Genomic DNA, 21,218 nt, shown 5'->3' on the forward strand with positions numbered 1-21,218 from the left:
GAAGGGTGCAGAACACATGGCCGAAGAAGCCAAGAAACCCGCCGAGTATGGCGCGGATTCCATCAAAGTTCTCAAGGGGTTGGAGGCTGTTCGCAAACGCCCCGGCATGTATATCGGCGACACCGATGATGGCAGTGGTTTGCACCACATGGTCTATGAGGTTGTCGATAACGGGATCGACGAGGCGCTGGCGGGCCATGCGACGGCTGTCACCGTGAAAATTCACGCCGATTCTAGCGTTTCGGTGCGCGATAACGGGCGCGGCATTCCGGTGGATATGCATGCCGAAGAGGGCGTGTCGGCGGCCGAGGTCATCATGACCCAGTTGCACGCAGGCGGGAAGTTCAACAACACCGATGACAGCGGCAATGCCTATAAGGTTTCGGGCGGTTTGCATGGCGTGGGCGTGTCTGTTGTGAACGCCCTGTCGGATTGGCTGGAGTTGCGCGTCTGGCGCAATGACAAGGAATATTACGCCCGCTTCGAAAATGGCGAAACGGTCGAACATGTCCGCGAAGTGGGCGATGCACCGGGGCAAAAGGGCACCGAAGTGCGCTTTATGGCCAGTGCAAAGACGAACCGGACTGACGGAACCTTCTCGAATCTGGAATACAGCTTCAAGACGCTGGAAACCCGTCTGCGGGAACTGGCTTTCCTGAATTCCGGCGTGCGGATCATCATCGAGGATGAACGCCCTGCGGAATCCTTGAAGTCCGAGCTATTCTATGAGGGCGGGGTCAAGGAATTCGTCAAATATCTGGACCGCTCCAAGACCTCGGTTATGGCCGAGCCGATTTATATGGTGGGCGAAAAGAACGGGATTGGCGTCGAAATCGCGATGTGGTGGAACGACACCTATCACGAGACAGTCCTGCCCTTTACCAACAACATTCCGCAGCGCGATGGCGGCACCCATTTGGCGGGCTTCCGGGGGGCACTGACGCGGACGATCAACAGCTATGCCCAGACCAGCGGCATTGCGAAAAAGGAAAAGGTGGATTTCACCGGGGATGATGCGCGGGAAGGTTTGACCTGCGTCTTGTCGGTCAAGGTGCCGGATCCGAAGTTTTCCAGCCAGACGAAGGACAAACTGGTGTCCTCGGAAGTGCGTCCGGCGGTCGAGAATTTGGTGAATGAAAAGCTGGCCGAGTGGTTCGAAGAGAACCCGGCCAATGCCAAGATCATTGTGGGCAAGATCATCGAGGCCGCTTTGGCGCGGGAAGCGGCCCGCAAGGCCCGCGAACTGACCCGCCGCAAGACGGCGCTGGATGTGGCGAGCCTGCCTGGAAAGCTGGCCGATTGTCAGGAACGCGATCCGGCGAAGTCTGAGGTCTTCCTTGTCGAGGGTGACTCGGCTGGTGGGTCGGCCAAGCAGGGCCGTAGCCGGAGCAATCAGGCTGTTCTGCCGCTGCGGGGCAAGATCCTGAACGTGGAACGCGCCCGGTTTGACCGGATGCTGGGCAGTCAGGAAATCGGGACGCTGATCACCGCGCTTGGCACGGGGATCGGGCGGGACGAGTTCGACATCAAGAAGCTGCGCTACCACAAGATCGTCATCATGACGGACGCCGACGTGGACGGCGCGCATATCCGGACGCTGCTTTTGACCTTCTTCTTCCGGCAGATGCCGGAACTGATCGAGGGCGGATACCTGTATATCGCGCAGCCACCGTTGTATAAGGTTTCTCGTGGTAAATCAGAAGTTTACCTGAAGGATCAGGCGGCGCTGGACGACTATCTGATCGAAATGGGCGTTGAAGGCGCGGTGCTGAAACTGAAGTCGGGCGAAGAGATTGCCGGGGCCGATCTGGCCCGCGTGATTGAGGGCGCACGGCAGTTCCGCCGTGTTCTGGATGCCTTCCCGACGCATTACCCGCGCGCGATTCTGGAGCAGGCGGCTTTGGCTGGTGCATTTGATCCGGGCCGTGCCGATGATGACTTGCAGCTTGTCGCAGACACCGTGGCGCGGCGTCTGGATATGGTCGCGCTGGAATATGAGCGCGGCTGGACGGGCCGTATTACGCAAGATCATGGCATTCGTCTGAGCCGCGTTCTGCGCGGGGTGGAAGAGTTGCGGACGCTGGATGGCGCGGTTCTTCGGTCGGGTGAAGCCCGCCGCCTGAGCCAAGTGGCAGGCCAGCACCGGGACGTCTACCGCGACCCGGCCCGACTGGTTCGCAAGGACCGCGAGCAGATGGTGCATGGCCCGATTGACCTGTTGAAGTCGATCTTGGCCGAGGGCGAAAAAGGGCTTTCGCTACAGCGCTACAAAGGCTTGGGCGAAATGAACCCGGAACAGCTTTGGGAGACCACGCTGGACCCAGAGGCCCGCACGCTGTTGCAGGTGAAGATCGACGATCTGGCCGAGGCTGATGACATTTTTACCAAGCTGATGGGCGACGTCGTGGAACCCCGGCGCGAATTCATCCAGCAAAACGCGCTCAGCGTGGAAAACCTGGACTTCTGATAAAGGGCGCCAAACGGCGCCCTTTTCTTTGGTTGGTTGCTTTGCGCCATGACCTCTCAAAGCGTAACCATGCTAGTGCAGGCGCTGCCCCAACTCTTGTAGAAGGTCAGGCAAGCGGCGGGCTTTCGGCTGGAAGTTCACAGCCCTTGCGATTGCCCGGACATGCGGCGGGATCACCGAGGCAATCGCCTCGGCCGTTGAAAGACAGATCGTCATATGATGCTTCTCGTCATCGCAGTCACAGTTCGAGATGCTTTAACCGGCGATGCTTACAGCCAAGTGAACGGGCGGCTTCGGAGCACGATCTTTCATCTAAGGATTTGCGACAGATGCAATGTCCGGCTTCGGAGAGTAATGGTGATCCCGACAGGACTTGAACCTGTAACCTGCCCCTTAGGAGGGGGCTGCTCTATCCAGTTGAGCCACGGGACCACTTTGCCTTTCATGGGCAAAATTTTGCGCCACTTCAAGCGAGACCGGTCTGAAAATGGAAAAGGGGGAGTGAATTTTGGCCCACCACTCCCCCTGTAGGTCCATTGCGTCTGGGTTGAGAGCTTGCAGGACGCTTTGGATATCGCCATCCGCCATTTGGCGGCTGTTAGCGGTAACAATAAGCCAAAAACTTAGCTTGGACAAGGGGAGTCTTTGGCGCTAACAAGAATTTTGAGAGTGACTGGATAAAAGGCCCAAGCGCCCCATGGCAAAGCCCCCCATGCAAGACCCACGCCGCCCGCTGACCCTGCGCGATGTATCAGAGGCCTCGGGCGTCAGTGAGATGACGGTCAGCCGGGTGCTGCGAAATCGCGGGGATGTGAGCGAATCCACACGGGAGAAGGTGCTTGAGGCAGCGCGGGCGCTTGGCTATGTGCCGAACAAGATTGCCGGGGCCTTGGCTAGCCAGCGTGTCAATCTGGTGGGTGTGATCATCCCGTCTTTGTCCAACATGGTCTTTCCAGAAGTTCTGACCGGCGTTTCTGATGTCTTGGAAGACACCGGGCTTCAGCCCGTCGTCGGCGTGACGAACTATCTGCCGGAGCGCGAAGAATCCGTGCTGTATGAGATGCTCAGCTGGCGCCCCTCGGGGCTGATCCTTGCCGGGCTTGAACATAGCGAAGCCAGCCTTGCCATGTTGGCACAGGCCGGTGTGCCGATTGTCGAGATCATGGATGTGGACGGCACGCCTATCGATTCGGCGGTTGGAATTTCGCATCGGCGGGCGGGTCGGCAAATGGCCGAGGCGATCATTGCGGCGGGCTATCGCCGGATCGCTTTTCTTGGCACACAAATGCCCAACGATCACCGAGCCAAAAAGCGGCTTGCGGGTTTTGAAGACGCCTTGGCGAAGGCTGGATTGGTCTTGGCTGACCGGGAATTTTATTCCGGTGGGTCCGCCCTGTTGAAGGGGCGAGAGATGACCGAAGCCGTGCTAAGCCGCACGCCGGATGTCGATTTCCTGTATTATTCCAACGATATGATTGGGGCGGGCGGGCTGCTTTACTGTCTGGACAAGGGCATTGATGTGCCCGGAAAAGTGGGTCTTGCCGGGTTCAACGGGGTGGAATTGCTGGATGGCTTGCCGCGCCGGTTGGCCACGATGGATGCCTGCCGTCTGGAAATCGGTCGTGCTGCTGCCGAAATCATCGCGGGCAAGCGTCCGGGTGGCGTGATCGGGGGCGAGATCATTGAAATGACCCCGACCATTGATCTGGGCGACACCATCCGCAAAGCCTGAGCCGACTATCGCACCAGCGCCTTGATTCCGGCGACGTGGCTTGCTTTGGCGGCTAGACTGTCGCTGGCCAGAGTGCGGGCCTGCATCAGCAGATCTTCCGGGGCGACGATCCGGTCGATCAGACCCCAGGACAGGGCCTCGTCAGCCTCGATCTTTTGACCGGACATCAGGATCATCTTGGCCCGGGCGGGGCCGATCAGGGCGGCCATGCGTGCCGGGTCAGAGGGTTGCGGCAGGAAGCCCAGTTTCATGACCGGGTAAAAGAATTTTGCCGTTGGCACGGCAAGCCGGATGTCGCAGGCCAGAGCCATTCCCATCGCGCCGCCCGCTAATGTGCCGTTCAGGGCGGCAATGGTCAGGCAGGGCAAGGCCGCGATGCGACCTGACAGCCGCTCCCAGACCCCATCCGTCGCAAGACCCGCACGCGCCTCATCCAGATCCGCCCCGGCAGAGAAGACCTTCCCCGCCCCGGTCAAGAGGACCACCCGTGCGTCCTTGGCGGTTGCGATCGCGGTATCGAGCTCTTCCAGCATCGCCTTGGTCAAGGAATTGGCCTTGTCAGGACGATTGAGGATCAGGGTCAACAAGCCATCATCGAACTGCGTTTCGATCATTGGATCACCCCAATGGCGCGACGAATGCCTTCGTCGCGCAGGCTGATTTCCTTGCCCAGCCAATCATCCCCGCCCGGACCACACATCCACAGCAGACATTTGGCAGGCCATTCGGCAGGGATATGCACTGCCGGATCAAGCTGGCTGACCGGGTTGATGCCGCTGGCCTTGATCTTGACCTGCATTTCCGTCGCCACCGTTCCGGGCGACAGGCCCATGATCCGCAGGCCGTTCGCGCCTTCCTCCAGATGGGCGGCGCGGGTCAGCATGGCCGCACCGGCCTTGGCGCTGCAATAGCTGCTCCAGCCTTCCAGCGGGTTATGCGCGGCACCGGAACTGACGGTGATGATTGTGCCGCCACCCTGCGCTTTCATTTGCGGAAGGGCCGCACGCATTCCATAGAGTACGCCTTTCAGATTGATGTCGATGGCCTTGCCCCATGCCTCGGGATCGGCGTCTTCGATTCGGGCAATCGGGTCGATGACGCCCGCATTGTTGATCAGCGCGTCCAGTCTTCCCCATCGGGCCACGACAGTTTGCAAGGCGGCCTGAACACTGGTGAAATCTGCCACATCGCACCGCAGGGCCATTGCCGCTTCGCCAATCTCTTCAGCAATCGAGGCGATATCCTTTTCGCTGCGGGCCATCAGAGCAACGCGCCATCCGGCCGAGGCAAATTCGCGCGCTGCTGCCGCGCCGATGCCACGGCTTGCCCCGGTAATCGCCACCACTTTTGCGTCCATGATCCCGCTCCTTCCTGATTTGCCATAGGCTTAGCGCAAGGAAGGGGAAAACGGAAACCCTTGACCGTCATAGCGGGCGGGAAGAGGATGGTTCCAAGATTTTCGTAGGAGGTTTTTATGGCACGGTGGCAGCAGGCGCCAATCTTTGTGACGGTTGGTGCATTTGGCGCATCAACGGTATCGGCAGAGGTGACGCCCGAAGACGTCTGGCAGAATTGGCAGCGCGTCTCCGCCGCTTATGGTCAGGCGCTGACCGCGGACAGTGTGGCCCGTGATGGCGATACCTTGGTGGCCAAGGGCGTCAAAACCTTCATGAGCGAAGATGGGGCGGAGTTTAACGGCACCGTAGAGGAAATGCGGTTCCGCGATCTTGGCGATGGATCGGTCGAGGTGACGGCCTCGGACACCTACAAGATGGCGATGAATTTTCCGGGCGAAGACGGGGCAAAGCAGGCCGTCAATGCAACGATCCTTGAACCCGGTCTAAAGGTCATTGCCACGGGCACACCGGAAGAGACGCACTATGCCTATGAGATTCCGACGTTTTCCTTGACAATGGAGGCGCTGGAGGATGGCAAGGCGGTGGCCGACATCAGGGCCGATGCCTCGGCAATTTCCGGGACTTATCTGGTGAAAAGCAAAGGCGAGATCACCGAGGGCGAGACCTCGATGGCCTTGTCTGACTTGAATGTTGCCATCACCGGCAGTGACCCGGAAACCCCGTTCACCGCGACGGCAAAAAGCGAAAACATGACCTTCTCTGGAAGCGGAACATTCATCGGGCTGGAACCGATGGTGGATCTTTCCGATGCCTTGAAATCTGGACTGAAGTTCGACCTGTCATTTTCTTCGGGTCCATCTGATCTTGACCTGAAAGTGACGGAAGAAGGTAAGGCCACAAGCATCAAGGCGGCAACGCAAAGCTCTGACTTTTCATTTGGGCTGTCTGCGGACAATCTGCGTTATGGTGCAGGGGCCAAGGGTGGAAGTTGGATCGTCTCGGGCGGGGACATCCCCTTTCCAGAATTGACACTCAGCTATGCAGAGGTGGCGTTTGACCTCTTACTGCCGGTTATGGCCAGCGATGCGCCCAAGGATTTCACTTATGTGACGCGCTTTGTCGATTTTGCCGTTTCGCCGGAACTTTGGGGCATCGTTGACCCGGCTGGCGCTTTCCCGCGCGATCCGGCAACTGTCATCATCGACGCGAAGGGCAAGGCCCGGTTGACGACAGACCTTTTTGACGAAGAGGGAATGGACGCCTTGGGCGACGTGCCGCCCGGTGAGATCCATGCGCTGACCTTGACCGAACTCTTGGTTCGGGCTGTTGGCGCTGAACTGAGCGGCAAGGCGGACGTCACCTTTGACAACTCTGACCTGACGACCTTTGACGGGGTGCCCGCGCCCACCGGCACGGTTGACGTGACGGTGACAGGTGGAAATGGCCTGCTGAACAAATTGGTCGATCTGGGATTGGTGGCTGGCGAAGAGGCCATGGGAATACGGATGATGCTGGCCATGTTCACCAAGCCCGGAGAGGGCGAAGATGTCCTGAATTCGACACTCGAATTCAAGGACAAGGGTTTCTATGCGAATGGCCAACGCCTGAAGTAAGGGCAAAGCCTGCAGTTTGGGGCCATGGTTGGCTCTGTGGACCCTGTCCTATCTTGCACCCTGAGGGGCGAGGCTTTACCTCGATCCCAAAGGAAGAGGATGCTTTGATGACCGACCTTGCCCGACTGACCGATGCCCTGCTTGATGCTGCCAAAAAAGCAGGGGCGGAGTCCGCTGACGCCTTGGCCGTTGCAGGCACGTCGCTTGCCATCGACATTCGTCAGGGCAAGCTGGAAACGGCGGAACGGTCGGAAGGCACAGAGATTGGTCTGCGCGTGCTGATCGGCGGGCGGCAGGCTTGCGTCTCGGCTTCGGATATTTCCGATACGACGATCCGCACTTTGGCGGAACGGGCTGTTGCGATGGCCAAGGAAGCGCCGTCAGACCCCTATGTCGGTCTGGCCGATGAAAGCCAGATCGCCCGCGATTGGGATTTGGCCGCTTTTGAAATGACCGATCCGGGGGCGGAACCGACAGCAGCAGAGCTGGAGGCAGCGGCCCGCGACGTCGAAAGCGCGGCAATGGCTGTCGACGGAATTCGTCAGGTCGAAGCCTCGGGCGCATATTCCCGGCGCGCCATGCATCTGGCGGCGACCAACGGGTTTTCGGGGGGCTATGGCCGCACCTCTCATTCGCTTTCTGCTGTGGCCTTTACTGGCGAAGGCACCGCGATGGAGCGGGATTGGGCTGCCGAAGGCCGGACATTCGCCGCGGATATGCCCGGTGCCAAGGGCATCGGCCAACTGGCCGCAGAACGCGCCTTGCAGCGCGCGGGGGCGACAAAGCCAAAGACCGGGACATTTCCCGTGCTGTTCGATGAACGTGTGGCCTCTAGCCTGATTGGCCACCTGCTGTCAGCGGCAAACGGGGCTGCCGTTGCGCGTGGGGCCACTTGGCTGCGCGATGCGCTTGGCCAACAGGTGCTGCCTGCGGGTTTTAGCGTGATCGAAGACCCGCATCGCCCGCGCATTTCGGCAAGCCGCCCGTTTGATGGTGAGGGCCTGCCCACCAAGCGCCGGGCGATTGTGGAAAACGGCGTGCTGACCGGCTGGACGCTGGATCTGGCCACAGGGCGTAAGTTGGGCATGGCCTCGACCGCCAATGCCGCGCGGGGGGTCTCTTCTCCGCCATCGCCCGCCACATCGAACATCGACCTGACGCCGGGCGCCCTGACGCGGGACGACCTGATCGCCCAGATGGGAACGGGGCTTTTGGTGACCTCGATGATCGGGTCTACGATCAACCCGACGACAGGGGATTATTCGCGGGGCGCGGCCGGGTTCTGGGTGCAGAACGGGCAGATCAGCCACCCGGTGAACGAATGCACCATCGCGGGCAATCTGCGGGATATGCTGATGCGGATCGTTGCGGCAAACGATGCGCGGGCGCATCTGTCGACACGCGTGCCATCGCTTTTGATTGATGGGATGACCCTTGCCGGCGCGTGATCTTGCCCTTTTGACCGAGGTGATTGCCGAGGCAGGCCTTATTGCCATGCGGTTCTTTGGCGCGAACCCGAAGGTCTGGGACAAGGGCGGCGAACACGGCCCCGTCACCGAGGCTGACCTTGCCGTGAATGCCTATCTGAAGGACAAACTTCGCGCGGCCCGGCCAGATTACGGCTGGCTGTCCGAAGAGACGCCGGACGATGCCGAACGCCTGACGAAAGAGCGCCTGTTCATCGTTGATCCCATAGACGGCACACGGGCCTATATTGCCGGAGAAACCAACTTTGCCATCTCAGTTGCCGTAGCCGAAGCGGGGGAGGTGGTCGCAGGCGCGGTGCTGCTTCCCGCGAAAAACAGGCTCTATACCGGCGTAAAAGGTGGTTTGGCCTATCGGGACGGGGTGGCTATTCGCGCCTCTCAGCGCGCCCATCTGGCCGGGGCGCATGTCTTGGCGACCAAGGCGAACATGGCGCCGGATTACTGGCCGGGCGGCGTGCCGGACCTGCAACGCAGCTTCCGCACCTCGCTGGCCTATCGGCTGTGTCTGGCCGCCGAGGGCCGGTATGATGGCATGCTGACGTTCCGTCCGACATGGGAATGGGACATTGCGGCTGGCGCATTGATCTGCGCTTGCGCCGGGGCGCGGGTGTCGGACCGGTTCGGGGAAAGCCTGCGATTCAACTCGCCCACGGCGCAAACGGCGGGCGTCGTGTCGACGGCACCGGGCATTCATACAGACCTGATGCAGCGTTTGGGGCGGTAATCGCGTGAACGAAACAGGCCGGGGTCTTGCGATCCCGGCCTTTCCTTATTCAGCGTTTGCCCTTTGGCGGAACAAAACGTTTTGAGGTGTCGCGCGCATCGCCTTTGGGTTTTGCTGGAGCCCCTTTCGCGGCAAAGGGCTTTTTGCTCTCGGCGCCGTGGCTTTTGAAACCGGCGGACTTTCCGGCAGGCTTACCGCTGTATTTTCCACCTTCGCGCTTTGCGAAGGGGCGGGCATCATCGCCCTTCGGCGCATAGGTCCGCTTTTCGTCACCGCCTTCACTGCGGCGTGGACGCTCTGTTGGGCCTTCGGACTTGTGGCTTTTGAAGCCAGACGACCGCGCAGGTTTGTCGGGGCTGCCACCGTGGCTTTTGAAGCCGGCAGATTTGAAGCCACCTTTTTCCGCACGGTCATCGGGCGACCAGCGGGCCTTGCGTGGGGCATCACCGTCTTCACGCTTGGCATAGGGTTTGCGGTCGCCATCCTCACGCTTTGCGTAAGGTTTACGGTCCCCATCCTCGCGCTTTGCCCAAGGCTTGCGGTCCCCGTCTTCGCGAGGAGCATAGGGTTTCCGCGGGCCATCTTCGCGCTTGCCATAGGGCTTGCGATCGCCGTCTTCGCGCCGCGCATAGGGTTTACGGTCGCCGTCTTCACGTTTGGCGTAAGGTTTACGGTCGCCATCCTCGCGCTTTGCGTAAGGCTTGCGATCAGCATCTTCCCGCTTGGCATAGGGCTTGCGCTCCGCCGCCGGTGCCGCTTCGCCAGCGTCATCCTCATCGACAAAACGCGATGGCTTTTTGGCATAGGCTGGCTTCGGACGGTCATCGCGCTCGGGACGCGGTGCGCGGGCCGGACGGGCGGGACGTTCCAGATCAGGCTCACCTTCCATACGGGTCATGATCAGATCACGGTCCAGTTCAACCGTCGCCCCAAAGCGTTCGGCCAAGGGGGCTGCGATCTGAACAAAGGTTTCGTCCTGCTTGACGCGGATTGCACCGATGCCGTCTTTGGCAATTGCGCCCGCATCACAGATCTTGGGCAACAGCCACCGCGCCTCGGCGCGACCGGAATGGCCGACCGAGACCGAGAACCAGACGGACGGGCCGAATTCCCCACGTTCACGCTGTGGCAGTGGGGCCGGTGGCGGCAAGCTGTCAGAAAGGACTTCCGGCGCGGAGCGGTTGGTGCGCCACTGGCGGATAAAGGCCGCGGCAACGGTTTCGGCCCCGAACTTGTCAAGAAGCGCCGTTGCCATATCGCCTTCTTCGCCCACACCTTCTGCCAGCGATGGGTGATCCAGCAGACGCTGATCGTCTTTTTCCTGAACTTCTTCGGCACTTGGAGCCTTGGCCCATTCGGGCGTGACTTTCGCGCCCTGGAGCAGACGGTTGGCCTTCTTGAATTCCGAAGGCACCACGATCAGCGCCGAAACACCCTTGTTTCCTGCGCGGCCCGTACGGCCCGAACGGTGGAGAAGCGTTTCGGAATTCGATGGAAGATCGGCATGAACCACAAGTTCAAGGCCGGGAAGGTCGATCCCACGGGCGGCAACGTCGGTGGCAATACAGACCCGTGCACGGCCATCACGCAGCGCTTGAAGCGCATGCATCCGCTCGGTCTGGCTGAGTTCACCAGACAGTGCCACGACCTGGAAGCCACGGTTGACCATGCGGGCAAACAAGTGGTTCACGTTCACGCGCGTCTTGCAGAACACGATGGCCGTCTGCGCCTCGTAGAAGCGCAGAAGGTTGAAGATCGCGTGCTCCTTGTCGCGCTGTGCAACCGACAAGGCCCGGTATTCGATATCGACGTGCTGGCGCGATTCACCTTTCGCCACGATACGCATTGCATCGCGCTGGAAGCTGGCGGCCAGCTTTTCAATCTCTTTCGGAACGGTGGCCGAAAACATAAGGGTGCGGCGGTCTTCGGGGGCGGCCGACAGGATGAATTCCAGATCCTCGGCAAAGCCCAGATCCAGCATCTCGTCGGCTTCGTCCAGAACAACCGCACGGCATTCCGAAAGATCCAGCGAGCCGCGCTCGATATGGTCACGCAGACGGCCGGGGGTACCGACAACGATGTGCGCGCCACGTTCCAGCGCCCGGCGTTCGGTGCGGTAGTCCATGCCGCCCACGCAAGAGGCCAGATTGGCCCCGGCGACCTGATACAGCCAGTCAAATTCACGCTTGACCTGCAACGCCAATTCGCGCGTCGGGGCCACGATCAGGGCAATCGGCTTGTCCGCGTAAAGCAGTTGGCTCTGGTTGCCCAAGACTTCCGGCGCAATCGCAAGGCCAAAGGCCACGGTCTTGCCCGACCCGGTTTGCGCCGAAACCAGAAGGTCGCGGCCCTCCAGCCCTTCGGCCAGAACAGCGGTCTGGACGGAGGTGAGGTTTTCATAGCCCTTGTCGGCCAAGGCCTGCGCCAAGGGCGCGGCCAAGTTCATGTCGTTCATGGTATCTTTCCCAAAGGGGGTGCCATCTGCACCCGTGAAGCCTGACGGCACCACCCATCCCCTTGGCCGGGCCTCCTCGCCCGGGCTGCGGAATCTCGCGCCGTACTGGGGCCGCATAAAGCAAAGGGGCCAAGCTGTATAGGGGGTTTCGGATTTACCCCCTGCAATCGGGTTCTTCCATTTTCTTGAACCTTGGCCATTTCGATTGCCGAGACGGGTCGCGTCGGCTGACAAGATGGTCAATTCGTGACCGGAGGCCCAATGACCGTCCTTACGTCTGCCCCTGATTTCATCAAGCGCGCCGCGGCGCGATCCGAAGACGCTGACCGCGCCTTGACCAGCACCGTTGCTAAGCTTTTGGCCGAGCTGGAAGCAGGTGGCGAAGCCGTTGCGCAGCGGATGGCGCGAGAGCTGGACCGCTTTGAAGGGGAAATCGTCATCAGCGAGGCGGCGATTGACGCAGCCTGTGCGCGGGTGCCGCAAAAGCTGAAAGATGATATTGCCTGGGCACAGGAAAACATCGCCAGATTTGCGCAGGCCCAGCGCGATTCCCTGCATGAAACCGAGGTCGAGTTGCGTCCGGGGCTGATTGCCGGTCAGCGGCTGATCCCTGTTCAGGCGGCAGGGTGCTATGTGCCGGGAGGGCGTTACAGCCATATCGCGAGCGCCATGATGACGGTGACAACCGCAAAGGTTGCGGGCGTGCCGCATGTGGCCGCAGTCTCTCCGCCACGCCCAGATGCGCCGGCCGGCGTTCCGGATGCGATCCTTTACACCCTGCGGCTTTGCGGGGCGGATCGGGTGTTGGCCTTGGGGGGCATTCAAGGTGTTGCCGCTATGGCCTTTGGCCTGTTTGGTCTGGCAGCTTCTGATATTCTTGTGGGGCCGGGAAATCAGTATGTCGCCGAAGCAAAGCGCCTGTTGTATGGCCGCGTGGGCATCGACATGGTGGCAGGGCCGACAGATTCGCTTGTGTTGGCAGATCACACAGCCGACCCTAGGGTCGTGGCGTGGGATTTGATTGGTCAAGCTGAACATGGGGCCAATTCCCCGGTCTGGCTGGTGACCGATTCACCCGACCTTGCGCGCGAAGTCGCCCGACTGGCCCCGATTTTTGCCGACGAACTGCCGGAACCGAACCGAAGTGCGGCAAGGGCAGCGTGGGACGGGTTGGGAGAGATCATCCTTTGTGCGGATCGTGAAGAGATGGCCCAGCAGGCTGACCGGATCGCGCCGGAACATCTGCATGTTCAGGCAGCAGACTTGGACTGGTGGAAGGCCCGGCTGCGCGCTTATGGGTCCTTGTTCCTCGGCGCGGAATCGACCGTGGCCTTTGGCGACAAGGCGGCAGGCACGAACCATGTGCTGCCAACCAGTGGCGCAGCCCGCTATACGGGCGGCTTGTCTGTTCACAAGTTTCTGAAAACCGTGACATGGCAGCGTGTGGATGACCGCGCCTTGCCGCGACTTGCCGCTGTCACCGCCAGCATAAGCCGGTTCGAGGGCATGGAGGGCCATGCGCGGACAGCCGACATAAGGCTGGAAAAATTCGCCCCCCTTCGCTGAATTGCGTAGGGTGCAGAAGAGCGGGGGTTTCACACCCCCGGAGAGATTGGCGGGGCCAATCTCTCTCCCCCGTGGGATATTTGAGCCAAGATAAAGGGCAGACAGATGCCCCAGAAAGACCGAAGGAACTGACCATGCACCTGTCCCGTTTCCCCCGTATCCGCCTTGGCCACCTGCCGACGCCATTAGAACCAATGCCCCGGCTTTCTGCCCTGTTGGGCGGGCCGGAACTCTGGATCAAGCGCGATGACTGCACCGGGCTTTCGACCGGGGGCAACAAGACGCGCAAGCTGGAATTCCTGATGGCCGAGGCGCTGGAACAGGGCGCGGACATGGTGCTGACGCAGGGGGCGACTCAGTCGAACCACGCCCGGCAGACAGCGGCGGCGGCAGCGAAACTGGGGCTTGATTGCCATATCATTCTGGAAGACCGGACCGGATACAACGAGCCGAACTATCGGTCGAACGGAAACGTCCTGCTCGATGTATTGCACGGCGCAACCATCGAGCATCGCGGTCCGGGGTTGGACATGAACGCGGAATTGCTGGCGGTGACTGAACAGTTCCGGGCCAAGGGCCGCAAGCCCTATGCCATTCCGGGGGGCGGGTCGAATGCGACCGGGGCCTTGGGCTATGTGAACTGCGCGCTGGAGCTTTTGGGCCAGATGGTCGATCGCGGGATTGCCTTTGACCATATGGTGACGGCAACCGGGTCGGCGGGAACGCATGCCGGGTTGATTGTCGGGCTGAAGGCCCTGAACGCGCAACTGCCCCTGTTGGGGATCGGGGTGCGGGCGCCAAAGGAAAAGCAGGAAGAAAATGTCTTTAAACTGGCCCAAGCGACCGAAGAAAAGCTGGGGGTGCAGGGCGTTGTGAAACGTGCAGATGTGGTCGCGAATTGCGACTATATCGGTCAGGGCTATGGTATTCCGGCAGAAAGCACGCTGGAAGCGATTGATCTTTTTGCCAAGCAAGAGGCGATCCTTCTGGACCCGGTCTATTCGGGCAAAGGGGCGGCGGGGCTGATCGACCTGATCCGCAAGGGGCATTTCAAGAAGGGCGAGCGGGTGGTTTTCCTGCATACCGGCGGTGCGATTGGCCTGACGGGCTATACCCATGTCCTTCCAAAGCCCTAGTCGCGGAATGAAGACAGTAGGCATCCTTGGTGGCATGGGGCCGGAGGCGACGATCCTTTTGATGCAAAAGGTGTTGCGGGCCGTGGACGCCAAGGATGACGCCGACCACATCCCCCTGATCGTGCACCAGAACCCGGGCGTGCCCAGCCGCATCAAGCGGTTGATCGAGGGGGTGGGCGACGACCCTGGCCCGGTTCTGGCCCAGATGGCGCAGGATCTGGAAGCCGCGGGGGCATTGGCCTTGGCCATGCCCTGCAATACGGCCCATGCCTATGCGCCCCAGATCCTTGCCGCCAGCACCCTTCCCTTTCTGGATATGAGGGCTGCAACCGCGCGCGTCTTGCCTGTGGGGCGGATCGGGATGCTGGCCTCTCCGGCCGTGCGGATGACGCGTGCCTTTGACCGCGTCTTTCAAGACGCTGGCGTCCAAATTGTCTGGCCAAAGGATGAAGCGCCGGTTCTCTCGCTGATCCGGCAGGTCAAGGCCGGACAGGTTCAGAGCGGATCACGGGCCGAGTTTCAGCGAATTGGCGAGGATTTGCTGCAAAGCTGCGATCACCTGCTGGTGGCCTGCACGGAGCTTTCGCTTTTGACGGACGACTTGCCTGACGGGCTTTGGACCGACAGCCTTGACTGTCTGGTGCGCGAGATTGTGGATTTCGCCAAGGGCTAAGTCGCGTCAGTCGTCTTCGGAAAGCACTTCGATGGCACCGGCCAAATTGGGTGCAAGCAGATTGAATCGCGGCACCAAACGGGCCTTGGCAATGATCCGGCAGTCTCGGGCCAAGTTTTCTGGCAGATTGCCGAGTTCGCCTTCCCTTGCGATCAGCGATACCCGTCGCGTTTCCCCGGCAAAGGGAAGCGGCAGGATATCCAGCTGTGGCAGAAACCTTTCGGCGTCCATCAGGTTCAACGGGGTTGTCAGTGTCCAGCCGCCGGTTTGCACGACCATGGCCAGAACCGATCGCGTGGCCTCTAGCGCGAAGCGGCGATCCGGGTTCAGGCGGACCCTTCGAAGATGACGCGCGATCTTCTGACCAATGGGAAGGGTTTCGGAATATTGCACGAAAGGCAGTTTATCCAAGGCAGCCCGCGGGTCGGAGGTGATGGCCCCTTTTGCCGCGACCAAGACAAAGTTTTCGCGCAGGATCGGCAGGATTTGATAACCCATCCCCTCGGGCGCCAAGGCGCTGACGCCGATGTCCGAAGCGCGATCTTCCAGCCATTCCACGACCTGATCTGACCGGCCCGAAACCGCGTGAACAAAACAGCGTGGCATCCGCTGTTGGACAGCCGAGACCAAGACCGGGGTCAAGGATGCATCCAGATCGTCGATGATCGCCAAATTCAACTGGGGAAGGGCCGAAAGGCTGAGTTCGGCAAGGTCTGTCTGCGCCTCGGAGACTGCAGAGAGGATCCGATGGGCATGACGGCTGAGCGATTGGCCCGCCGGTGTCAGTGTCACGGGTTTGGCCTTGCGATCAAAGAGTTTCGCGCCAACGGCCTGTTCCAAGGCGGTGATGTGCTGCGAAACGCCCGAGGGCGATCCGCCAATACGGGTCGCGGCACCAATGACAGAACCAGTTTCCTCTAAGGCGATAAAAACGCGTAAACCGCGCAGGGTGAGTTCGGGGGTTTTGGCGTCGTCAGTCATCAGGGGCGCAAACTGTCCATAACATGTACCAACGCCTCTGATATTCCCGGTTCGGACAAGGCATGACCAGCCAGCGGGACCATCCGCAAATGGCACTTGGGCCAGTCTTGCGCCAGACGATGGGCCGATATGGGTGGGCAGATCATGTCGAACCGCCCCTGAACGATGGTCGCCGGAAGATGTTTGATATTGTGCTTTTCCTTAAGGATCCAGCCATCGGAATCCAGAAACCCGGCATTTTGGAAGTAGTGGTTTTCCAGACGCGAAAAGGCGCGGGCATAGTCGCTTGGGGATTCACCGATAAATCCGTCATAATGGACGCTTGCCAGTGCATTTTCCCAATTGGCCCAAATCCGGCCAAAGCGGGATTCTTCCATGAGATTGCCGCTGAAAAGACGCCGATGATAGGCGGCAATCAGGTCGTGTCGTTCGTCTTCGGGGATCGGGGTGGTAAACCGGGCCCACAGGTCTGGGTAGAACGCCCCTGCCCCGCCGCCATAGAACCAGTCCAGTTCGGCCCGAGTCATCAGGAAGACGCCCCGCAAGGCAAGGCTGGTCACACGGTCTGGATGGGTGATCGCGTAGACCAGTGCCAAGGTTGCCCCCCAGCTTCCCCCAAACAGGATGAACCGGTCGATTCCAAGACTTTTTCTAATTATTTCAATATCTTCGACAAGATGCCATGTTGTGTTGTTTTCGACGCTGGCATGGGGCTGGGACCGTCCACAGCCGCGTTGGTCGAACAAGACAACCCGGTACACCGAGGGATCAAAATAGCGGCGCATGGCAGGGCTGCAACCACCGCCCGGACCGCCATGCAGAACAAGAACGGGGATGCCATCCCGACGTCCGCATTGTTCGACAAAGATGCGATGACCATCCCCCATGTCGATCATCCGCTGATCGAACGGGTCGATCGGCGGGTAAAGAAATTCAACTGCGCGCTTTTGGCCTGATCTCTGGTCCATAATCGCACTATATACCTTGGAAAGCCCCGCTCCCAAGGGCATTCGGAAGGAAAATAGATGGATCAGCAAACAACCGTAGATCCTGCCGAGGTGGCAAAGTTCGAAGCGATGGCCGCCGAGTGGTGGGACCCGAACGGCAAGTTCAAGCCGCTTCACCTGATGAACCCCTGCCGACTGGATTACATCACGAGCCAGATCGCGGCCGAGTTTGACCGCGATCAGAAAACACCGAATGCCTTCAAGGGGTTGCGGATTTTGGATATTGGCTGCGGTGGCGGGCTTTTGTCTGAACCGATGGCGCGGCTGGGGGCCGATGTGGTTGGGGCGGATGCGGCGGCGCGCAATATTCCGGTGGCGCAGGTGCATGCCCGCCAATCCGGTTTGGACATTGATTATCGCCACACCACGGCGGAAGATCTTGCCGCCAAGGGCGAACAGTTCGACGTGGTGTTGAATATGGAGGTGGTCGAGCATGTGGCCGACCCCTTGGCCTATCTGACGGCCTGCCAAAAGCTGTTGAAACCCGGTGGGCTGATGATCTGTTCGACGCTGAACCGCAATCCCAAGTCGTTCATGATGGCGATTGTTGGGGCCGAACACATCATGCGGTGGTTGCCCAAAGGCACGCATGACTGGAAGAAATTCATCACGCCTGATGAGCTTTACGATCTGATCCGCAAAGCGGGATTGGACCCGGTCGATCGCAAGGGAATGGTGTTCAATCCGATCAGCTGGTCGTGGTCGATTTCCTCACGCGATCTGAGCGTCAACTATGTGACCGCGAGCCTTAAACGCTGAGGTTGAGCGGCGTGTGCTATGCGTGGTTTTCCCGTATGCTGGCCGTGGTTTTTGCGTGGTCACAGTCTGTGGGGCACAATTTGGCCTGAAATCACCGGGCCTTGATGCGGATGAACGACCCAATCGACTGTTTCGGGGCCAATCCGGGCGACCAATGTGGCGATGGTATTTTCGTCATCCGGGTCGTCGGCGGCGTCGCGGCGGATCGGCAGACCGGGGCCAGAGGCATCTTGCAGGATGGCCAGCGGTTCGGTGCCAGCGGCCAATAGGGCATCGGCGCGTGCTTGGCGGTGGGCGCTGCTGTCGGTGATGATCTGATCCGGGGCGGAGAGGTGGAGCGCATGGTTGGCATGGGCGTGCGGCTGATCCAGTGTTTTGACCGAAAGCCCGCCTTTGCCGAATTCGACGCTGAGGAGACGAGAATCGCCCGCTTGCGCCAAGGCAAAGTGGAACCCGCCAGATTGGGTGCCCTGTTCCAAGACCTGAACCGCCTGATCCAGCGTCTTGCAGGACAAGACAGCACGCCCCAAGACCATGCGCGAAATGGTGGCGGTGACGCCAGTCAGCCGGATGTTGTTGACGGTTTGCACCAGACCTGCCCCGTTCATGGCAAAGGTATGCCCCGGAATGGACCCCGGATAGGCGAAGCTGGTCAGGCTTGGTTCGCCTTCGGGGCGCAGTTCCGCAAGAAAGCAATGCCCGCGCAAGAAGGGAAAGCCGTCTTCGTTATGGGCAAGTGTCTGGGTCTGGCCGGGGACCATGACCGTGGTGCAGCCATCGGGCACGCCGGCCAATAGATCGCCCCGGCAGTTCCAAGCGAATACCTGCATCACGGGCAGATCAAGCCCCTGCGCCATTCCCTGTAGCTCGTCCCAGATGCGCGGGAAACGGGCCTGTGTGTTCGCTACCATCAGCCCGACTTTGGCGGATTGGTCGGGACTGTTCACCATCGCCCAAAGTGGATGAGGCACAAGGAAACGTTGGACCGCCTCTTTTCCCGCCAAGCCAAGACCAATCCCAAGTTTTTCGGGGGAACCTGAAAGCGTCAGCCGAGTCAGTGCGGGGGGCATTCGAGCTCCGGATTGGTTGCAATCAGGTGTTGGATCGCCTTTGATTAGAGCCAAGACCGGGGGAAAAGCCAATGCCAAACCACATCTTTGGACGCAGCACCAAAGGAAGCCTTCCAGCAGCGGTTTCGGGTGATGGATGCTATATCGTCGATGCTGCGGGCAAACGCTATTTCGATGGGTCTGGCGGGGCGGCGGTGTCTTGCCTTGGGCATTCGGATGCCGAAGTGCGGGCAGCCATTCATGCGCAGGTGGATAAGATCGCCTTTGCCCATACCGGTTTTTTCACCAGCGACGCCGCCGAGGAACTTGCCGACCTTTTGGTGGCCCATGCGCCAGAGGGGATCGACCGGGTCTATCTGGTCTCTGGCGGGTCCGAAGCGGTGGAAGCGGCGCTGAAGCTGGCGCGGCAGTACTACCTTGAAATCGGACAGCCCGAGCGGCGGCGGATCATTGCGCGGCGGCAAAGCTATCATGGCAATACGCTGGGGGCCTTGGCCACGGGCGGAAATGCGTGGCGGCGGGCGCAATTCGCGCCGCTGCTGGTTGAGGTGAGCCATATCGCGCCCTGCTATGACTATCGGGGCCGCGAAGAGGGCGAAGGGCTGCATGCCTATGGGCTGCGGGTTGCCGGGGAACTGGAATCGGAAATCCTGCGCTTGGGGCCAGAGACGGTGATGGCCTTTGTGGCCGAACCGATCGTGGGCGCAACGATGGGGGCGGTGCCAGCGGTGCCGGGCTATCTGGCCAAGGTGCGCGAGATTTGTGATCGCTATGGCGTCTTGTTCATCGCCGATGAGGTGATGTGCGGCATGGGGCGGACGGGGCATCTGTTCGCCTGTGCCGAAGACGGCGTGGTGCCCGATATTCTGTGCATCGCAAAGGGCTTGGGTGCGGGCTATCAGCCGATTGGCGCGATGTTGTGTCAGGGCCGGATCTATGACGCGGTGCGGGATGGGTCGGGCTTTTTTCAGCACGGGCATACCTATATGGGCCATCCGGTGGCGGCAGCGGCGGCAAAGGCTGTGGTTTCAGCTATTTTGAACCGTGGGCTGTTGGCCGATGTGCTTGCGCGGGGCGCGGAATTGGACGCGGCCTTGCGGGCGGCTTTGGGCCAGCACCCGAATGTGGGCGATATTCGCGGGCGCGGTTTGTTCCGGGGCATTGAACTGGTGGCCGACCGGGCGACGAAAGAGCCGTTTGATCCGAAGCTGGGGGTGAACAAGGTGGTGAAGTCCGCGGCCTTTGAGGCGGGTCTGATCTGCTATCCGATGGGCGGCACGATTGATGGTCAGCGGGGCGATCATGTGCTTCTGGCGCCGCCCTTCATCACTAGTCCAGCGCAGGTGGGGGAAGTGGTGGGCAAGCTGACCCACGCCATTGGGGTTGCCGTCAGCAAGGCCACGGCATGACGCTGCCGAACATCATGGTGGCGCCGAATGGGGCGTTCAAGCGGAAATCTGATCATCCAGCCATACCAGAGACTGTTTCGGAACTGATCGAGACAGCGGTGGCCTGTGCCAAGGCCGGGGCGGATGGCATTCATGCCCATGTGCGGGACACCGAAGGGCAGCATGTGCTGGATGCGGGGCTGTATTGCGAATTCCTGACCGAATTGGAGGCGGTTCTGCCGGGGTTTTATGCCCAGATCACCACCGAGGCGATTGGCAAGTTCACCCCGGACGAGCAGCGGCAGGTGGTGCGGGAGGTTCAGCCGAAAGCCGTGTCTGTGGCCCTGCGCGAGATGATGTCGGGGGAAAAGGCTTCTGCGCGGGCGTTTTACCACGGGTCGCAAGAGGCTGGGATCGAGGTCCAGCACATCCTTTACGATGCGAAAGAGGTGGATTGGCTGGCCGATTTGATTGCGGAAGGCGTCATCCCGGAGCGGCCTTTGTCGCTGCTGCATGTTCTGGGCCGCTATAGGCCGGGGTATGAGACGGTGCCCTCTGATCTGAACGGCCCTATCGTGCGGCAAATGGTGCGGGACTTGAAGGCGGATTGGGCGGTCTGCGCCTTTGGTGCGGCGGAAACCGATTGCCTGAGGCACGCGGTGCGGTCGGGGGGCAAGGTCCGGGTGGGGTTCGAGAACAACCTGTTGAATGCCGATGGCAGCGTGGCAAAAGACAATGCCGAGCGTGTAACCCGTTTGCGATGGGCTTTGGACCGCTAAGGACGGGTTGGCCGACTTATGCC

Annotated in this window: 18 protein-coding genes and 1 tRNA gene; 11 read left to right on the forward strand and 8 right to left on the reverse strand. The window is 60.6% G+C overall.

All coding sequences use genetic code 11. The features are described from left to right. The first annotated feature begins 16 nt into the window (after nt 1–16). Entirely contained in the window at nt 17–2,467 is a 2,451-nt protein-coding gene (gene gyrB, locus ACSBLW_RS12585; protein ID WP_435256966.1) for a DNA topoisomerase (ATP-hydrolyzing) subunit B, read from the forward strand. 72 nt (nt 2,468–2,539) lie between these two features. Here the strand turns inward: gyrB and ACSBLW_RS12590 are convergent, their stop codons facing one another. Continuing rightward, nucleotides 2,540–2,683: a hypothetical protein gene (locus ACSBLW_RS12590; RefSeq protein WP_435256967.1), complete on the reverse strand. Its 144-nt coding sequence runs from the start codon at nt 2,681–2,683 to the stop codon at nt 2,540–2,542. 139 nt (nt 2,684–2,822) lie between these two features. Beyond that, a tRNA-Arg gene (locus ACSBLW_RS12595) sits at nt 2,823–2,899 on the reverse strand. A 265-nt stretch (nt 2,900–3,164) separates the two neighbouring features. Here ACSBLW_RS12595 and ACSBLW_RS12600 point away from each other — a divergent pair. Further along, nucleotides 3,165–4,199 (forward strand): LacI family DNA-binding transcriptional regulator, encoded by a 1,035-nt coding sequence (locus ACSBLW_RS12600; RefSeq protein WP_435256968.1) that lies wholly within the window; start codon nt 3,165–3,167, stop codon nt 4,197–4,199. Between the two features lie 5 nt (nt 4,200–4,204). Here the strand turns inward: ACSBLW_RS12600 and ACSBLW_RS12605 are convergent, their stop codons facing one another. Next, a complete protein-coding gene (locus ACSBLW_RS12605) occupies nt 4,205–4,813 on the reverse strand; it encodes an enoyl-CoA hydratase/isomerase family protein (protein WP_435256969.1) in 609 nt (202 codons plus the stop codon). Then, nucleotides 4,810–5,556 (reverse strand): SDR family oxidoreductase, encoded by a 747-nt coding sequence (locus ACSBLW_RS12610; protein WP_435256970.1) that lies wholly within the window; start codon nt 5,554–5,556, stop codon nt 4,810–4,812. Before ACSBLW_RS12610 ends, ACSBLW_RS12605 begins: the two co-directional genes overlap by 4 nt. 117 nt (nt 5,557–5,673) lie before the next feature. Between ACSBLW_RS12610 and ACSBLW_RS12615 the strand changes: the two genes are divergently transcribed. The 3 genes from ACSBLW_RS12615 (at nt 5,674) to ACSBLW_RS12625 (ending at nt 9,381) form a co-directional block, all read left to right on the forward strand. Continuing rightward, nucleotides 5,674–7,170: a DUF2125 domain-containing protein gene (locus ACSBLW_RS12615; RefSeq protein WP_435256971.1), complete on the forward strand. Its 1,497-nt coding sequence runs from the start codon at nt 5,674–5,676 to the stop codon at nt 7,168–7,170. A 107-nt stretch (nt 7,171–7,277) separates the two neighbouring features. Next, nucleotides 7,278–8,618, forward strand: a complete 1,341-nt coding sequence (locus ACSBLW_RS12620; RefSeq protein WP_435256972.1) for a TldD/PmbA family protein — start codon at nt 7,278–7,280, stop codon at nt 8,616–8,618. Next, a complete protein-coding gene (locus ACSBLW_RS12625; protein ID WP_435256973.1) occupies nt 8,605–9,381 on the forward strand; it encodes a 3'(2'),5'-bisphosphate nucleotidase CysQ in 777 nt (258 codons plus the stop codon). Before ACSBLW_RS12620 ends, ACSBLW_RS12625 begins: the two co-directional genes overlap by 14 nt. Nucleotides 9,382–9,430: 49 nt before the next feature. Here ACSBLW_RS12625 and ACSBLW_RS12630 read toward each other — a convergent pair whose 3' ends face one another. Next, entirely contained in the window at nt 9,431–11,836 is a 2,406-nt protein-coding gene (locus ACSBLW_RS12630) for a DEAD/DEAH box helicase (protein WP_435256974.1), read from the reverse strand. Between the two features lie 261 nt (nt 11,837–12,097). Here ACSBLW_RS12630 and hisD point away from each other — a divergent pair, with 261 nt between their 5' ends. The 3 genes from hisD (at nt 12,098) to ACSBLW_RS12645 (ending at nt 15,211) form a co-directional block, all read left to right on the forward strand. Then, the gene (gene hisD, locus ACSBLW_RS12635) at nt 12,098–13,402 is read left to right on the forward strand and encodes a histidinol dehydrogenase (protein ID WP_435256975.1); all 1,305 of its coding nucleotides are present in this window, start codon (nt 12,098–12,100) and stop codon (nt 13,400–13,402) included. 134 nt (nt 13,403–13,536) lie between these two features. Next, complete coding sequence (locus ACSBLW_RS12640; RefSeq protein ID WP_435256976.1) at nt 13,537–14,538, forward strand: D-cysteine desulfhydrase; 1,002 nt, start codon at nt 13,537–13,539, stop codon at nt 14,536–14,538. Nucleotides 14,539–14,545: 7 nt separating this feature from the next. After that, complete coding sequence (locus ACSBLW_RS12645; protein ID WP_435256977.1) at nt 14,546–15,211, forward strand: aspartate/glutamate racemase family protein; 666 nt, start codon at nt 14,546–14,548, stop codon at nt 15,209–15,211. A gap of 6 nt (nt 15,212–15,217) precedes the next feature. On the opposite strand, the gene ACSBLW_RS12650 is transcribed toward ACSBLW_RS12645, so the two are convergent. Then, a complete protein-coding gene (locus ACSBLW_RS12650) occupies nt 15,218–16,192 on the reverse strand; it encodes a LysR family transcriptional regulator (RefSeq protein ID WP_435256978.1) in 975 nt (324 codons plus the stop codon). Further along, the gene (pip, locus tag ACSBLW_RS12655) at nt 16,192–17,160 is read right to left on the reverse strand and encodes a prolyl aminopeptidase (protein ID WP_435256979.1); all 969 of its coding nucleotides are present in this window, start codon (nt 17,158–17,160) and stop codon (nt 16,192–16,194) included. The genes ACSBLW_RS12650 and pip overlap by 1 nt, the downstream gene beginning before the upstream one ends. A gap of 57 nt (nt 17,161–17,217) precedes the next feature. Between pip and ubiG the strand changes: the two genes are divergently transcribed. After that, the gene (gene ubiG, locus ACSBLW_RS12660) at nt 17,218–17,958 is read left to right on the forward strand and encodes a bifunctional 2-polyprenyl-6-hydroxyphenol methylase/3-demethylubiquinol 3-O-methyltransferase UbiG (protein ID WP_435256980.1); all 741 of its coding nucleotides are present in this window, start codon (nt 17,218–17,220) and stop codon (nt 17,956–17,958) included. 59 nt (nt 17,959–18,017) lie between these two features. On the opposite strand, the gene ACSBLW_RS12665 is transcribed toward ubiG, so the two are convergent. Beyond that, a complete protein-coding gene (locus ACSBLW_RS12665) occupies nt 18,018–19,028 on the reverse strand; it encodes a C45 family autoproteolytic acyltransferase/hydolase (RefSeq protein ID WP_435256981.1) in 1,011 nt (336 codons plus the stop codon). A gap of 71 nt (nt 19,029–19,099) precedes the next feature. Here ACSBLW_RS12665 and ACSBLW_RS12670 point away from each other — a divergent pair, with 71 nt between their 5' ends. Both ACSBLW_RS12670 and ACSBLW_RS12675 read left to right on the forward strand, forming a co-directional pair. Then, entirely contained in the window at nt 19,100–20,437 is a 1,338-nt protein-coding gene (locus tag ACSBLW_RS12670; RefSeq protein WP_435256982.1) for an aspartate aminotransferase family protein, read from the forward strand. Continuing rightward, nucleotides 20,434–21,195 carry a 3-keto-5-aminohexanoate cleavage protein gene (locus tag ACSBLW_RS12675; RefSeq protein WP_435256983.1) on the forward strand — a complete coding sequence of 254 codons (762 nt, stop codon included), beginning with the start codon at nt 20,434–20,436 and terminating at the stop codon, nt 21,193–21,195. Before ACSBLW_RS12670 ends, ACSBLW_RS12675 begins: the two co-directional genes overlap by 4 nt. The last annotated feature ends 23 nt before the right edge of the window (nt 21,196–21,218 follow it).

This window comes from Thioclava sp. FR2 (assembly GCF_051200875.1).
GTDB lineage: Bacteria > Pseudomonadota > Alphaproteobacteria > Rhodobacterales > Rhodobacteraceae > Pseudotabrizicola.